This window comes from Propioniferax innocua, from assembly GCF_006716235.1.
GTDB classification, from domain to species: Bacteria; Actinomycetota; Actinomycetes; order Propionibacteriales; family Propionibacteriaceae; genus Propioniferax; species Propioniferax innocua.
Genome location: NZ_VFOR01000002.1, coordinates 999,077 through 1,014,235, shown reverse-complemented (window position 1 = coordinate 1,014,235; position 15,159 = coordinate 999,077). Strand labels below are relative to the sequence as shown.

Genomic DNA, 15,159 nt, shown 5'->3' with positions numbered 1-15,159 from the left:
GGGATACATTCGGCGCTTCGAGGGCATCCGCGCAGCGCTGATCGTCTTGTCCTCTTGATCCTCGCGGGGTTGCACCCTCATGGCTAATAGTATTAGCTAAAGCCATGGACAGCAGGGTGATGAACCTGGAACATCAAGGTCGGTCCGTCGTCGTCGAATTGCTGGGGCCCGAGGGCGCCCCCGGTGTCATCTGTCTTCCCGGTATGGGGGACATACGTTCGGTGTATCGCCATGTGCGTGAGCCACTGGTGTCCCGTGGCCACCAGGTTGCTCTGATGGATCTTCCGGGTCACGGCGAGAGTGAAGCCGGCGTGGAGCCCTCACAGGTGGACATCGCTCACCTGGTGGCCAACCTGACCGAGCAGCTGACCTCACCTGTGATCGTCATCGCGCATTCCTACACTCCGGACAGTGCCCTGCTGGCTTCGCAGATGAACCCGTCCATCGTCGGGGTGCTCGCCATCGGCCCGTGGGCCACGACACCCGAACTCGATCCCTTCATGCGTATGGTCAGCCGAATCGTCGGCCGCACGCCATGGCTGTGGGGGTGGTTCTATCGATCCCTTCACAAGAGGCCACCGACTGACCTGAAGGATCATGTGCAAGCGATCCGACGATCCCTACGGCGGGCCAATGGCACCTCCACCCTGCAAAGCATGGTCCTCGGCAACGGGAAGGATGCCACCGATCGCCGCGAGACCACCACGGTCCCGGTGGGCATCATCATGGGAAGCGCGGATCCGGACTTCAAGAACCCCCGAGCCGAAGCCGAGGCTTTCGCCCAAGGACTCGATGCCACGATCACCCTCGCTGACGGCAGTGGGCATTACCCCCACACGGAGGACCCCGACGCGGTACTCAAAGCTTTCGACATGTTGTCCCGCCGCATAGATTCCGACACTGATGCCTAGGGCGGGATTAAACCGTGAACGCGTCGTGGACATCGCGCTCGAGCTGGGACGTTCGGGTTCACCCGCCTCCCTCGGGGCCGTGGCCAGAGTCGCCGGCGTGAAAACCCCCTCGCTCTACAAACATGTGGCTTCAGCGTCCGAACTGTCCTCCCTGGTGGCGGAACGAGCTCTGACGCAGTTCGCTGACGCTTTGACGCTCGCTGTCGGTGACGCTCAGAGAACAGAGGCCGCAAGACGTTTCCTTCATGCCTACCGAAGCTTCGCCATCTCAGATCCTCACCTGTTCTCCCTGATTCCACTTCAGCCGGGAAACGATCCTCGTCTGCGACCGATCGCCCAGCGACTGATGCGCAGTATGGCAACAGCGCTGGGGTTCACCGGCCCCACAGCTCCTGGCGCCCTTCACGCCCTACGTTTCCTGCGTTCATGCGCCGATGGCTTCGTACGCCTCGAACTCGCTGGAGGTTTCGGCGAACCGATCGATGTGAACGAGAGCTGGGACCGCCTCGTGGAAGCCACGAGCAAATCCACTCTTCTCTACCCTGCTTGATCGGCGTTTCATCACGCCGTCGTTGCTAAGGTTGCTCAGCGCCTGACCGAAGGGAGAGTCATGGGAGAGCAATCAGCGGCTCGTCGCCGAGCTCGCATGGATGAAGCCGTGGAGCGCCCAACTCCTGTTTCACGTGAAACAGGAGCCCGACAAGCACCACGGCGTGCGCAGTTCGATGTGGAAGAAGAAGACAATTCCCTTGCCACCGAGGATGGAGCCACGGCTCCTGGGCCAGAGTCGACTGCCCTGGCGGAAGCCACGAAAACAGACACCCCCGGGTCTGGCACCCACACCACTGTTGCCGGTGGACGACCGCGAACGGTTTCGCGCCAACGCCTTCCCAAGCCGAAGCATCCGCGAACCATGGTCGTTGCCAATCAGAAAGGCGGCGTCGGAAAGACGACCACCACGGTGAACCTCGCCACGGCGCTGGCTGCCGGTGGGCTCCGGGTTCTTGTCATCGATGTGGACCCCCAGGGAAACGCATCAACAGCTCTGGGGGTCGATCACGAGCCCGGGACGCCAGGAACCTATGAAGTTCTTCTGGAAGAAGCGCCGATCGCCAAGCACGTCGTCAAATCCGATGAAGCCCCCAACCTGTGGGTACTTCCCGCGACTATCGATCTTGCTGGCTCAGAGATACAACTCGTTTCCGTCGTTTCACGTGAAACACGTCTGCGTCGAGCCGTGGAAGAACTCCAACAGCAGTACGACGTCGACTACGTCCTCTTCGACTGCCCACCCTCCTTGGGTCTGCTCACACTCAATGCTCTCGTGGCGGCCAAGGAACTCATCCTTCCGATCCAATGCGAGTACTACGCATTGGAGGGTGTCACCCAGCTCATGAACACCATCCGAATGGTCGTCAGTGAAGTGAACAACGAACTTGAACTCACCACCGTCCTGATGACGATGTTCGATCGACGCACCAATCTTTCACAGGAAGTGGTGGAGGAAGTCCGGAAGCACTTCCCGGATATCACTCTCTCCACTGTTATTCCTCGTTCGGTGCGTATCGCCGAAGCGCCGAGTTACAACCAGTCGGTCATCACCTACGACCCTCGATCCGCAGGATCCCGCGCCTACATCGAGGCAGCCAAGGAAATCGCTCAACGCGGGGCAAAGGAGACGCCATGAGTGCACAGAAGCGCGCGGGACTCGGCAGAGGCCTCGGTCAGCTCATCCAGAACACCGATCCGGAGGCACGAAAGAGCCGCCCGGTGGACGAGGTGATCGACTCGCGCTACTCCTCGCGTCGCATCCCCGAAGGATCTCACTACATGGAGATCCCCATCGAGTCGGTGACTCCGAACCCTCATCAGCCGCGTACCGATTTCGATGAGGAGAAGCACCACGAACTCACCGAATCCATTGCAGAGGTCGGCCTGCTCCAGCCCGTCGTGGTTCGTCCCCTTGAGAACGGCACCTTCGAACTCGTCATGGGGGAGCGCAGATGGCGTGCCTCCAAGGCCGCCGGGCTCACCGAGATTCCTGCGATCGTGCGCCCCACCGAGGAAGCAGACATGCTTCGCGACGCACTCCTGGAGAACCTCCACCGTGCCGAGCTCAATCCGCTGGAAGAGGCGAACGCCTATCAGCAGATGCTGGATGACTTCGGTTGTACCCACGAAGAACTCGCCACTCGCATCAAACGTTCCCGCCCACAGATCTCCAACACCATCCGTCTGCTGAAGCTCCCACCCTCGGTGCAGCGACGCGTCGCCGCAGGGGTTCTCAGCTCAGGACATGCCCGTGCTCTTCTCGGACTCGATGACCAGTTGGCTCAAGAGCGTCTGGCCCAGCGGATCGTTGCGGAGGGCCTGTCGGTGCGGGCCACCGAGGAGGCCGTCCTTCTCAACGACGACACCCACAGACCCGCCACCAATCGGACGCCGCAGGAACCCTCACCTCGGGCTGTTGAACTCACCGAGCGTCTGACCGATCACTTCGACACCCGAGCCAAAGTACAGATCGGGAAGAAGAAGGGAAAGATCACCATTGAGTTCGCGTCCGAAGATGATCTTGAACGGATTCTTCAGCTGATGCATGTCAGCGCAGAGGACACCGACTGATCCACAAGCGCACCAGCTTCTTCAGACTCCTGCGACGAAGAAGTAGCTGGTGCGCATTTTGATCAGACCTTCAGCATCAAATTCGAAGAAATCAGCGAATTCGATCTGGACGTCCCGGCCATCTCTCAGTCGCCCGGTGAATAAACCCTGAACCGCCGAGGTTTTGCCGTTCACCAGCACGGTGTGTATCTCGTGTCGTCCGCTTTCGATGATGCGTTGGGAGCGGTAGAAGCGTCTGATCTCATCTCCCGTCATGGGGGAGTAACCCCCGCGGCGGTAGCTCCATCGGAGGCGAAGAGGTCCGCCGTGGCGTCCGGATCACCAGCATCGACGGTGGTGTAGTAACGGTCAGTCCATGTTCGTACATTCGTCATGTGAACCCTCCGGACGAGGGTGCCACAGTCGATCGCTCAGGTACAGGGATGAGCGTGAATCCACTCTCCGGCCCTCAAGCGCGGCGAAGACGTACAACCGTGGTGGACTCTGTCTCGGAATGGGCCCGTGCGGTCAGGATCTCCGCACGCAGCCCCAACTTATCCAGAGACTTATCCACAGCCTTGAGCTCGTCCGGTGCAGAACCTCCCTTGAGGAGAACCGCCTGGCCGCCCGGCTTGGCCATGAGCCCATACACCCATGGCACCAAGCGTTTCAAGGGGCCCACGGCACGACCGGTCACGACATCGAAAGATTCATGGCATTCCTCGGCGCGTCGCCGAAGGATCTCCACCTGGGAAGTTATCCCCAGGTTGTCCACAACCTCTGTGAGGAAGTTCACCCTCCGCAGCAGTGGCTCCAGAAGTGTGATCCTCAGGTCGGGTCGGGCCAGGGCCAGCGGGATCCCGGGGAGACCGGCGCCCGAACCCACGTCCACGACACTCGATCCTTCCGGCATCAGATCGGCGATCGCAGCTGAGTTGAGGATGTGGCGTTCCCACAGACGCTCACGTTCGCGCGGGCCGATGAGGCCGCGCTCGATGCCGGCCTCCGCCAAGAAATCGTGGTACTGCTGTGCTTGGGGAACCATCTCGCCGAACACATCGGCGAGAATGTCGTTCAGGGCATCACCACGACACACCGCTGTGGCTCCTCGCCCTCGGACTCGCTGCTCAGTCCCGCAGCGGCCACGACGTCATGGACGATCTTGCGCTCGAACGGATTCATCGGCGACAGTCGCACCGATTCACCGGAGGTCTTGACCTCGGTCACCGCGTCGGTGGCCAGGTCGGTGAGTTCCCGACGACGACGGTCACGATGCCCAGCCACATCCAGCATCAGACGGCTGCGCTTTCCGGTCTCGGTCATCACCGCGAGTCGTGACAGTTCCTGAAGGGCCTCGAGCACATCACCGTCACGACCCACCAACAAGGTGCTGTCGGTCATGATCGCCACGTGGGCCCGCCCACCTTCTGTGTAGGTGTCGATGTCACCATCCAGATCGGCGATATCGAGCAGCTCCTCCAGGTAGTCGGCCGCAATGTCGCCTTCTTCGTCCAAGATCTGCATCTTGTTCGACCGGGGTCGCTCGCTCGATTCCTCGTCATCGTCCAGATCGTCCCCGTCCACATCCTCGTCAGGGGTCTCGATGTCGTCGGAATCCAGGTCCGTCGCCTTCTCGTCCACCACGACATCGACATCTTCACCAGTGGGGGAGAGCTCGGTCTCCGGAGCCACGTTGCTGTCGTTCTCGCTCACGTTCATTCCCTTCATCACCCCATGGGGTGGGTTCGCAGCCCTCGCATGGATGGGCTCGGCCCCACTGCGGGACCTGGAACAGAACGGTAGCCGATGCCGGTCACCGTCTGTGAATCAGTGTCAACGACGTCGCTTGGAGCGACTCTGTCGACGCGGCTGCTGCCGTTGCACCTTCGGACGAGTCTCCTTGGTCGCCTGGGTGTCATCGGACGCTCCAGTGGCGTCATCACCGGACTGTGCGGTACCAAACCGTTCGACCGGTTTGCGGGGAATCTTCTGCCCCGGCTTGTACATCTTCGGATCATGCCCCTTCGCACGCAGACGCTCCTCCCAGGCAGCGTAAGCAGGGGTGTTCGGCGTCGGATTGTTGCGGATCACATAGAACTGCTGCGCCATCGACCACAGGTTCGTGACGGTCCAGTAGATCAACAGACCGATGGGGAAGTTGACGCCACCGACCGCGAAGATCAGCGGGAACAGGTACAGCATCATCTTCTGCTGCTGGGCGAACTGACCGGTCATGGCCTCCGGCGGCATGTTCTTGCCCATCAGCTGACGCTGGGAGAGGAACATCGTCGCAGTCATGGTGATGATCAGGATCACCGCGACGATCTGAACCGCTCCAAAGCCGTCGGTGACGGGCCAGAATGTCTCGGAGATCTGTGCGCCGAAGATCGTGGCCTGCTGCATCGATTCGATCAGGTGAGGACGATCGATGAGGAAGGTCCCGACCGGATTACCCCGAGACACGCCATTGAGCACCTGGAACAGTGCGAAGAAGATCGGCATCTGGAGCAGGATGGGGAAGCAGGAAGCGAAGGGATTGACGCCCTCCTCCTTGTAGAGCTTCTGCATCTCCATGCCCATTTTCTCGCGGTCATGCGAGTACTTCTCCTGCAGTTCACGCAGTTTGGGCTGGATCACCTGCATGTTCCGCGTCGAACGAATCTGACGCACGAACAGTGGGATGAGGAGCGTCCTGATCACCACAGTGAGCAGCACGATGGAAAGCACCCAGGTCAGACCCGTGTCGTTCCCGGTGAAGGGGGAGAAGATGGTGTGTGCCAACACCAACAGACCCGAGACCGCCCAATGCAGGGGCCACATGATCGTCTCGAAGAATCCCATCGGCAGCATATGTGCCATCAGCATCAGTTCGTTCCTCGGTTTTCCTGGTCGGGGGAAGCGTCGGTGCCAGTGTGCCCTGTGGTGATGACGGAGTCGATTCCATCGTCATCCCCGCGGGAGGTTTCGGGGTTGTTCGGGGGATCGGCACGGGCGAAGGCTGCGCGCTCCTCGGCGATGCGTTGCTGCTCCTTCGCCCATTCCCGTGCCTCGGGGGTTCCCGGAACCGGGTCATAACCACCAGCATGCCAAGGAGTGCATCGGGCCAGGCGTTTGATGATGAGCCATGACCCTTTGATCGTGCCGTGCACACGGACCGAATCCAGGCCGTATTGCGAGCAGCTCGGGTAGTACCGGCACACCCGGCCGTACAGCGGACTGATCAACAGCCGCCATAGTTTGATGAACCCGATCAACAGGTACTTCATGGAGTCAACTGCTCACACTTGCGCAGACTCCGCTCCCAAGCTGCGTGAAGATCATCGGCCAGTTCCCGGTCAGCGTTGGCAGCCGGAGGAAGGGCACGAACCACCACATGGAACGACCTGTCCTCCAGCGCTTCCACAAGCGGACGCGTCAGATGCCGCAACCGACGCTTGACGCGGTTGCGGCAGACGGCGTTTCCCACCGCCGTGGACACCACGAAGCCGACGAGTGTTGGACCATCGCTCGGCCTTGCATGCACCACCACCGTGCTGCGTCCGGAACGGACGCCACGTCGTACGGTAAGGCGAAAATCCTCACCTTCGCGCATGCGGTGGGCAGCGCTGAGCACGGTGTGATCAGCCAGCGAGCTTCGCGCGGCCCTTGCGACGACGGCTCGAGATGATCGAACGCCCGGCACGCGTGCGCATGCGGAGACGGAATCCATGGGTACGACTACGGCGCCGATTGCTCGGCTGGAATGTGCGCTTGCTCACGGGTCTCTCCCAGTTTCTGAATTACGTGTATCGCTGACCCGCGGACACTGCATCCCGGGCACGCAGGATTGCCGGACGGACCGGCGACCAGACAACGATACGCTCACGAACCATCCCAGGCAACTCCACACGATGGTGAGAAGTGTCTCTCACGCACCCGTCCAGCCGACACGCCGAGGCATCGATTTCTGGTGTTGCGATCATGGATCACGGTGGTCTACCGTCATTCCCCATCGGGTTGCCTGATGATCCGTCGCCGGTCGGTGCCAACCCAACGGCGTCGGATGACCAGGAGTCACAGCCCGCACCTTGTCATATCCACAGTCTGTGGAAAACTGTGTGGAAAAGCGACTGACGTTGGAGAGCAGGGGGAAACGGATTGAGTACTTCTCCCGATTTCGCCTCCGCATGGGCGCAGGTCATCACCAATGCCCCCAGTGAACAGCAACGTGCTTGGCTGCGTCGCACAGCTCCCCTCACGCTCCACCAGAATCGCGCCATCGTTGCCGTACCGGACTCCTTCACCGGAACACAGATCGAAACGCGTCTGCGTCAACACATCGAATCCACGCTGACCGAACAGTTCGGACGTCCCACACAGTTGGCCATCACCGTGGACAATTCCATGGAAGAGCCCGTCGCCGAAGCATCCGAAGATCCCTCACCAGAACCCGAAGCAGACCTTCCGCAGTCGCCGCGAACCCCTTCGACGATGGATCCCAGGCTGAATCCAAAATACTCTTTCGATTCCTTCGTCATCGGTTCATCCAACCGCTTCGCCCACGCAGCTGCGGTCGCAGTGGCAGAGGCTCCCGGCAAGGCCTACAACCCACTGATGATCTACGGCGAGTCAGGTCTGGGAAAGACGCATCTGCTCCACGCTCTGGGGCACTATGTCCGCAACTACTACGACCGCGTTCGAGTGCGCTATGTCTCGACCGAGGAACTCACCAACGACTTCATCAACGCGATCTCCACCAACCGCACCGCAGAATTCCGACGCCAGTACCGCGACGTGGACGTCCTGCTGATCGACGACATCCAGTTCCTGGAATCCAAGATCCAGACGCAGGAGGAGTTCTTCCACACGTTCAACACGCTGCACAATGCGCAGAAGCAGATCGTGATGACCTCCGACCGTCCCCCCAAGTCGCTCGAAGCCCTGGAACCACGGCTTCGCAGCCGGTTCGAATGGGGTCTCATCACCGATGTGCAGGCCCCCGACCTCGAGACACGCATCGCGATCCTGAAGAAGAAGGCCTCCCAGGAACGCCTGACCGTCTCCCTCGAGGTGCTGGAGTTCATCGCCTCACGCATCCAGACGAACATCCGCGAACTCGAAGGTGCCCTCATCCGCATCAGTGCCTTCGCAAGTCTGAACCACCAGCGCGTCGACATGGACCTCGCCAGCCACGTGCTCAAGGACCTCATCCCCGACGAGCAGACCGAAATCACCGCCGAACGGATCATCGACCTCACCGCCGATTACTTCCACTTCGACGTCTCCGAACTCTGCGGACCCGGCCGCCAAAGCGCCCTCGCCCAAGCCCGTCAGATCGCCATGTACCTGTGCCGCGAACTCACCGACCTCTCCCTGCCCAAGATCGGCCAGGAATTCGGTGGACGCGACCACACCACCGTCATGCACGCCTACCGCAAGATCCACGGACTCATGTCCGAACAACGCAACGTGTTCGACAAGGTCACCGAACTCACGAACATCATCAAGAACAACCGCTGACGCCGGCGTCCACCCGTTCCGAACACGTGCGCACTACCGTCATGGCATGGCTCTTTTCAGTTCCAACGCCGACATCGCACGCCTGAAACGTCAGCTAGCCGAGCAGCAGGCGCTGATCGATCACCTCTACCTCCAGCTCGGGCTGCCCAAGCCCACCGCGTCCCGCGATGAGGAACTGGCCACGCAAGCAGGACGCCTCAAGGAATCCGGCAAGGAGGTCCAAGCCATCAAGCTCGTCCGTGAGAAGACCGGGATGGGGTTGCTGGAGGCCAAGCAGTACGTGGACAGGCTCTGAACCACGTCACCAACACGCGCCATCCGACGCTGTTCAGCCCAACGGAACAGTTTTCCCAAGGTGTGGATGGTGCTGGGGATAACTGTGGACATCCGGCGGACAACCTCGTGGTCCTGTGCACCGATGAACAACACGGACACGCTCATCCGCAAATACTCCCCATGTGATTCACGGTTCTCCACAGGAATCACAACTTTGTGGTTCTCGATCCCCTCAAGGGAAACCGTGGTTCTCCACATCTTCCACACCGGTGATGATGAGTATGAGTGTGTAACTACAAGAATGATTACAAGTGGGGAGCGCTCAAAACTGTGGACATCCCGAACGAATCACAAGATCCTGGACGGACTGGCTCGTCTCCGCATCACGCGCCTTGGGACCAGCGGGGCAGGACCGATATGCTCGATGAGCCCCAGCGGATCAACGCGGGCATGTAATTCCATCGAACGAGGAAGCGAGCGACCGTGAAGATTCGCCTGGAACGCGACGTATTGGCCGACGCCGTTCAGTGGGTCGCCCGTTCCCTACCGTCCAAGCCGAGCGTCCCGATTCTCGCCGGACTGCTGATCCGGACCGAGTCCGACACCGTCACACTCTCGAGCTTCGACTACGAGACCTCCGCGCACATCCAGGTGCCCGCTCACATCGCCGATGAAGGCGAGGTCCTGGTCTCGGGCAAGCTGCTGGCCGACATCAGCCGCTCCCTGCCCAACAAGCCCGTCGAACTCAACGCTGATGAGACCAAGGTCGAGCTGGTGTGTGGTTCTGCTCGCTTCACGTTGCAGACACTTCCGGTCGAGGACTACCCGGCATTGCCGACGATGCCCGACTCCACAGGAACGGTGGATTCCACAGCGTTCGCACAGGCCGTCCAGCAGGTCGTCGTGGCCGCCGGTCGCGATGAGCTCCTGCCGGTGTTCACCGGTGTTCGCGTGGAGATCGATGGAGACACCGTCTCCCTGCTCGCCACCGACCGCTACCGCATGGCGCTCAAGGAGATCACCTGGAATCCCGCGACGCCGCAGGAATCGGGCGGCGCCCTTGTTCCGCACCGCGTGCTGGCCGAGACCGCCAAGTCGATGACCGCGGGCGAGGACATCACCGTGGCTCTCTCCTCGGGTTCGACCGGTGAAGGCCTCATCGGTTTCCAGGGCGAGGGATCCAGCGGACGCCGCGAAACCACCACGCGTCTGCTCGATGGTGAGTTCCCGAAGGTGCGTCATCTCATGAACATCGCTCCTGGGCTGACGGTTCGTGCCTCCACCAGTGAGCTGATCGCGGCTGCCAAACGTGTGGCGTTGGTCGCCGAGCGGAACACCCCGCTGCGCATGACCATCGGCACCGATGACGTCATCCTCGAAGCAGCCACCGGTGACCAGGCCCAGGCATCGGAATCGATCCCGTCCACCATCGAGAACCACGATGGCGGCGAACCCCCGATCACCGCTGCGGGCTTCAACCCCACGTACCTGCTCGATGCGCTCACCGCTGTCGACACACCCTTCGTGCAGTTCACGTTCACCGCACCCGGCAAGCCCTGCCTCATCACCGGGCTCACCGAGGAGACCGGCGATCCGCTGGTCGACTACCGGCACGTGATCATGCTCATGCGCCTGCCCAGCTGACCGTGTATGTCGATCACCTGACCCTCGCCGATTTCCGCTCCTACGAGCATGTCGAGATCACTCTCGACGCCGGCGTCACCACCTTCGTGGGGGCGAACGGGCAGGGAAAGACGAACCTGGTCGAGGCCGTGGAGTACGCCTCCACGATGTCCTCGCATCGCGTGGCGTCGGAGATCCCACTGGTGCGGGCGGGTGCGTCACGTGCCATCGTCCGGGCGCGCGTCCGGGCCGGCCGCGAGGACGATCGGGCCCTGGTCATCGAGATCGACATCACTCCCGGCAGATCGAACCGCGCGAAACTGAACCGCTCGGTCCTGACGCGTGCACGCGACATCGTGGGCACGCTGCGCACCGTGGTCTTCTCCCCCGAGGACCTTGCGATCGTGAAGGGCGACCCCTCGGAGCGTCGACGTTTCCTCGATGCGCTGGTGGTCAACCGGTGGCCGCGCATGGCCGGGGTCAAAGCCGATTACGATCGCATCCTCAAGCAGCGAAATGCCCTTCTGAAGGGGATCGCCAAGCAGCGCTCGAGCCGCGATGACGACGCCCTGATCGAGAGCACCTTGGCGGTCTGGAATGAGCAACTCGCCGATGTCGGAGCCGAACTGCTCGAGGCCCGCCTCGACACCCTTGCTGACCTGGGCCCCCACATGGCCACCGCTTACGCCGACATCGCTCCGACCAACAATGTGGCCTCAGCCTCCTACCGGACCCAGGTGGTGCTGCCGTCCGAACCTTCACGTGAAGGACTCCGTGAGGCATTGGCCGAAGCGATGCATCAGCGACAGGATGACGAGATGGCGCGTGGGGTCTCGCTGGTCGGGCCACACCGTGATGATGTGACCCTGCATCTGGGTGATCTTCCCGCGAAGGGGTATGCATCACACGGTGAGTCGTGGTCGTACGCGTTGTCATTGCGCCTGGGTGCCTTCCAGCTGTTGCGCGCTGACGGCATCGAGCCGGTCCTGGTGCTGGATGATGTGTTCGCCGAACTCGACGCCACCCGCCGTGAGCGTCTGGCCGCAGGCATCGTCGACGCCGAACAGGTGCTCATCACCGCCGCGGTCGCCGCGGACGTACCCGATTTGTTGAGTGGCGTCCGCTTCGATGTGCGGAACGGTGAGGTGACCCGGAATGAGTGAACCCGGAACGGAGGACCCCGAACGGTTCGAGGCGCTCGATCCGGTGGACGAGGAGGTCGAGGTTCCCGAGCGGGAGGACAGCCGCGAACCCGGATCGACCGACGTCACCCAACACGATCCGACCGGTCTGGACCTGGCCCGGAAGGTGGCCGCCTCCATCGGTGCCGGTCCTGCGCCGGCGAAGCGTCGTCGGCGTCGACCCTCACCCCGCAAGCGTTCGGGATCGAAACCGTATGACGATGGACGCGATCCGCTCGCCTTGGGCGATGTGTTCGGCCGGGTGGTGCACGAACGCGGATGGACCACGCAGGTCAGCATCCATGCGATGTTGGCGAACTGGCCGCGATTGGTGGGCACGAGCATCGCCGATCACTCCCGGCCCGAACGATTCGAGGACGGAGTGCTTCACGTGCGGGCCGAATCGACCGCGTGGGCCACACAGATGCGTCTGATGGCCCCCAATCTCGTGGCGCGTCTGAACGACGAACTGGGGCAGGGGAGCGTCGTCTCGGTGCAGGTGAAGGGCCCGGACGCGCCGAGTTGGAAACACGGTCCCAGGTCGGTTCCCGGACGCGGACCCCGCGACACCTACGGTTGATCCTCTGCGATGTCCTTGTGACCGCATGGGGGCACGTGACCCCTGTCGGGGCCCTACGATGCTGCTGTGCGAGCTTCGATGGCCGATTTCGCCGCCCTGGTACGTCGGCTGGTGACCGGTACGGCACGCGCCTGGTGGGTGTTGTTGCCGCAGTTGATGATTCTGCAGCTTCTGCAGTGGTTGGTGACCGAGCTGTCGTTCCGCTTCGCCTCCCTGGTGATCGACATTTCGGGATGGCTCGCATTGGGGGTCTTCGGTCTGTCGATCCTCATCGTGTTGGCGATGGTGGTGCTGCAGATGCGCCTGGTCTCCAATCATGTGGGGGGTCGACGCCTCATCCCCGCCGATCTGAGATTGGTGCAGGCACGCGTCCACGACGATGAGTTCGGCCGCTTCCTGGGGCTGACTATTCTGCCGTTCCTGTGCATCTACGGAGCCTTCGGTGAGATCGATCGACGCATGCAGCGGCTCTCGCAGGAATCGGTGGCCATCCAGGATGTCCTGGCCGGAGTGACATTGACCCAGCAATTCTCCATCGATCCGCTGTGGCCCAAGGGGGCATTCCTGCTTCTTGTGTTGTTGGTGCTGTTCGCGGTGCGTCGTTCGTTGGAGTTCGCGAACGAATCGACGACCTTCCGGGGTTTCGGGTACCTGGCCGCATTCGCCGAGTGCATGTTCATGCTCCTGATCATCATGATCCTGCGGGAGCTGTACTCGACCACGGAGATGAGTTTCAGAGGCACGCGGATGGCTGCGTGGGTCGAGGCCGTGGGGGAGTGGATCGTCAGTCATATGGCTCCGGTGGCATCACTCATTGACATGGTGGCCTCCGGGATGACGATCATCTGGCCCCTGGTGAGTGTGGTGCTGTTGCTCCCGGCCCTGTGGTTCGCCCTGGCCGGTCTGGTGCACGGCTCGAAAGTGATTTCGCTCGCTGATCTGTGGCAGGCCGGCGTCTCACCGAAGATGGCGGTGCGTGCATTGGTGCGGCGACAGGCCCCGGTGGACGCCGGTGGATCGCGCACAGTGCGACACGTGGTGTTGACCGTGCAGGAGCTGCTGTTTGGTGATCTCGATGACAAGTACATTCCGGCTGCGCAGGCCGTACGGCTCGCTTTCCGGGGTGGGGCCCTGTTCCTGGCGGCACTGTCGGTGCTCCACACCCTGCTCCATCTGTTGGGAGAGGAGATCCTTCCCTGGTTGATGGTGAGACTGCTCGGGGGGCACGTCTATGACTTCTGGTTCCGGTTCGCTCCCATGTTCGTGGATCTTCCGGTGGAACTGCTGATCGAGCCGGTGCGTATCACGCTGCTCTCGGTGGCGTTCGCCGAATGTCTGCGTCGGGTGCGGGACGTGTCGGAGAACGTCCGAAACCAGGAGGCCACGGCATGAGGATGACGTGGCCCAACATCGTGGTGGGCGTGGTCTGGGTGACGCTCATGGCTGTACTCACTCAGGTGACGATGCAGATGACCCAGCCCGGAGAGGACGTCATCGAGGTCGAGATGGGTGGCTCCGGGAGGATCGAGGACGCCGAGATCAAGGTCACGCAGATCCAGCTCACCTCGGCCATCGAGGATGAGATGGGGGCGCAGAATCCTTGTGGAGAATCCTGTGCTTTTCTGGTGGCTACCGTGGAGGTCACCGATCATGGCCGCACCAATCTTCCGCTGACGACCTCCTTGGAATATGCCGGCCTCGAGGCCCAGCCCACGTCATCGGTCATCGGTCAACAGGCCGGCTACGCCATCACCTCGACGGTGCCGATCGCGGTGGATCCGTCGCGGTTGGAAGGTGCCCGATTCAGCGTCTGGCCCTTGGAGGATCTCGAGGTGTATCCACGTCGTGTCACCTTCGACCTGGGAATCGACCGCGTCGAGCTGCAGCGCTTGGCCGCAGAAGCGCCACCGAGCATCGAGGTTCCCGTCAGCCCGACGAGGAGGCCCCTGTGAACCGTGATGTCCGGGGCGTTTCCTTGCGACGCCGTCCCCGCCCGGAGACGTGGATCCTGCTGGTGATGGTCATGGTGGTGGTGGCCACGTGGTGCATCGGATGGGGCAGGTACTCGGCCACATGGTCCCAGCCACGCATCGTGCCCACCGAACCCGGAGCATGGGTGCCGACATCCGGTGGCCGTATACGGGTGGTGTCGATCGACCAACGTCCCGAGATAATCGATGGTTTCTCCGGACCCCTGCGTCAGGAGGGGGAGGTCTTCGTGGTCGCCCGGTTCGAGTTCCACAAGGATCCGGGAGATGTGGCCCCCGATTGCCGACTGTCCTTGGTGTTCGATGACGGCATGGTGGTGAACAAGCCGGGGAACACCGCGATCCGTGATGTCCCCTCCTACTGCTTGGGGGAGACCGATGTCGAGGTGGGGGAGGCGGTGTTCGCCATTCCCGTGGAGCGGGCGGAGCACGTCATCGGCGTCGGCCATGCCGTCAGGTTCGGCGAGATGCAACTGTTGCGTCCGGCCTGAGCGATCCCG

19 protein-coding genes are annotated in these 15,159 nt (G+C 61.9%); 12 read left to right on the top strand and 7 right to left on the bottom strand.

What is annotated here, in order from left to right; genetic code table 11:
- Window positions 1-104 precede the first annotated feature (104 nt).
- The 4 genes from FB460_RS11375 (at window position 105) to FB460_RS11360 (ending at window position 3,533) form a co-directional block, all read left to right on the top strand.
- Window positions 105-911 carry an alpha/beta fold hydrolase gene (locus FB460_RS11375; RefSeq protein ID WP_142094221.1) on the top strand — a complete coding sequence of 269 codons (807 nt, stop codon included), beginning with the start codon at window positions 105-107 and terminating at the stop codon, window positions 909-911.
- Window positions 912-1,008: 97 nt separating this feature from the next.
- Complete coding sequence (locus FB460_RS11370) at window positions 1,009-1,461, top strand: TetR-like C-terminal domain-containing protein (protein WP_142094220.1); 453 nt, start codon at window positions 1,009-1,011, stop codon at window positions 1,459-1,461.
- 363 nt (window positions 1,462-1,824) lie between these two features.
- The gene (locus FB460_RS11365) at window positions 1,825-2,598 is read left to right on the top strand and encodes a ParA family protein (RefSeq protein WP_170210067.1); all 774 of its coding nucleotides are present in this window, start codon (window positions 1,825-1,827) and stop codon (window positions 2,596-2,598) included.
- Window positions 2,595-3,533 carry a ParB/RepB/Spo0J family partition protein gene (locus tag FB460_RS11360; protein ID WP_142094219.1) on the top strand — a complete coding sequence of 313 codons (939 nt, stop codon included), beginning with the start codon at window positions 2,595-2,597 and terminating at the stop codon, window positions 3,531-3,533. The genes FB460_RS11365 and FB460_RS11360 overlap by 4 nt, the downstream gene beginning before the upstream one ends.
- Before the next feature lie 21 nt (window positions 3,534-3,554).
- Here the strand turns inward: FB460_RS11360 and FB460_RS11355 are convergent, their stop codons facing one another.
- The 7 genes from FB460_RS11355 to rpmH form a co-directional block, all read right to left on the bottom strand.
- Window positions 3,555-3,788 (bottom strand): nuclear transport factor 2 family protein, encoded by a 234-nt coding sequence (locus tag FB460_RS11355; RefSeq protein WP_211345951.1) that lies wholly within the window; start codon window positions 3,786-3,788, stop codon window positions 3,555-3,557.
- Between the two features lie 193 nt (window positions 3,789-3,981).
- Window positions 3,982-4,557: a 16S rRNA (guanine(527)-N(7))-methyltransferase RsmG gene (rsmG, locus tag FB460_RS11350; RefSeq protein WP_425466996.1), complete on the bottom strand. Its 576-nt coding sequence runs from the start codon at window positions 4,555-4,557 to the stop codon at window positions 3,982-3,984.
- A gap of 29 nt (window positions 4,558-4,586) precedes the next feature.
- On the bottom strand, window positions 4,587-5,204 hold the full coding sequence (locus tag FB460_RS11345) for a Jag family protein (RefSeq protein ID WP_425466995.1): 618 nt from the start codon (window positions 5,202-5,204) through the stop codon (window positions 4,587-4,589).
- Between the two features lie 141 nt (window positions 5,205-5,345).
- A complete protein-coding gene (yidC, locus tag FB460_RS11340) occupies window positions 5,346-6,377 on the bottom strand; it encodes a membrane protein insertase YidC (protein ID WP_246044373.1) in 1,032 nt (343 codons plus the stop codon).
- Window positions 6,377-6,778: a membrane protein insertion efficiency factor YidD gene (gene yidD, locus FB460_RS11335; RefSeq protein WP_142094218.1), complete on the bottom strand. Its 402-nt coding sequence runs from the start codon at window positions 6,776-6,778 to the stop codon at window positions 6,377-6,379. The genes yidC and yidD overlap by 1 nt, the downstream gene beginning before the upstream one ends.
- Complete coding sequence (rnpA, locus tag FB460_RS11330) at window positions 6,775-7,125, bottom strand: ribonuclease P protein component (RefSeq protein WP_281281840.1); 351 nt, start codon at window positions 7,123-7,125, stop codon at window positions 6,775-6,777. Before rnpA ends, yidD begins: the two co-directional genes overlap by 4 nt.
- Before the next feature lie 7 nt (window positions 7,126-7,132).
- A complete protein-coding gene (gene rpmH / locus FB460_RS11325; protein WP_142094217.1) occupies window positions 7,133-7,270 on the bottom strand; it encodes a 50S ribosomal protein L34 in 138 nt (45 codons plus the stop codon).
- A gap of 379 nt (window positions 7,271-7,649) precedes the next feature.
- On the opposite strand from rpmH, the gene dnaA reads away from it, so the two are divergent.
- The 8 genes from dnaA (at window position 7,650) to FB460_RS11285 (ending at window position 15,150) form a co-directional block, all read left to right on the top strand.
- The gene (dnaA, locus tag FB460_RS11320; protein ID WP_142094216.1) at window positions 7,650-9,011 is read left to right on the top strand and encodes a chromosomal replication initiator protein DnaA; all 1,362 of its coding nucleotides are present in this window, start codon (window positions 7,650-7,652) and stop codon (window positions 9,009-9,011) included.
- 46 nt (window positions 9,012-9,057) lie between these two features.
- Complete coding sequence (locus FB460_RS11315; protein ID WP_142094215.1) at window positions 9,058-9,306, top strand: ribosomal protein L7/L12; 249 nt, start codon at window positions 9,058-9,060, stop codon at window positions 9,304-9,306.
- A 464-nt stretch (window positions 9,307-9,770) separates the two neighbouring features.
- Window positions 9,771-10,931: a DNA polymerase III subunit beta gene (gene dnaN / locus FB460_RS11310; protein WP_142094214.1), complete on the top strand. Its 1,161-nt coding sequence runs from the start codon at window positions 9,771-9,773 to the stop codon at window positions 10,929-10,931.
- A gap of 2 nt (window positions 10,932-10,933) precedes the next feature.
- Window positions 10,934-12,073: a DNA replication/repair protein RecF gene (gene recF / locus FB460_RS11305; protein WP_142094213.1), complete on the top strand. Its 1,140-nt coding sequence runs from the start codon at window positions 10,934-10,936 to the stop codon at window positions 12,071-12,073.
- On the top strand, window positions 12,066-12,671 hold the full coding sequence (locus FB460_RS11300; protein ID WP_142094212.1) for a DciA family protein: 606 nt from the start codon (window positions 12,066-12,068) through the stop codon (window positions 12,669-12,671). Before recF ends, FB460_RS11300 begins: the two co-directional genes overlap by 8 nt.
- A gap of 66 nt (window positions 12,672-12,737) precedes the next feature.
- Window positions 12,738-14,063: a hypothetical protein gene (locus tag FB460_RS11295; protein ID WP_142094211.1), complete on the top strand. Its 1,326-nt coding sequence runs from the start codon at window positions 12,738-12,740 to the stop codon at window positions 14,061-14,063.
- On the top strand, window positions 14,060-14,623 hold the full coding sequence (locus FB460_RS11290) for a hypothetical protein (protein WP_142094210.1): 564 nt from the start codon (window positions 14,060-14,062) through the stop codon (window positions 14,621-14,623). The genes FB460_RS11295 and FB460_RS11290 overlap by 4 nt, the downstream gene beginning before the upstream one ends.
- Window positions 14,620-15,150: a hypothetical protein gene (locus tag FB460_RS11285; RefSeq protein ID WP_142094209.1), complete on the top strand. Its 531-nt coding sequence runs from the start codon at window positions 14,620-14,622 to the stop codon at window positions 15,148-15,150. The genes FB460_RS11290 and FB460_RS11285 overlap by 4 nt, the downstream gene beginning before the upstream one ends.
- The last annotated feature ends 9 nt before the right edge of the window (window positions 15,151-15,159 follow it).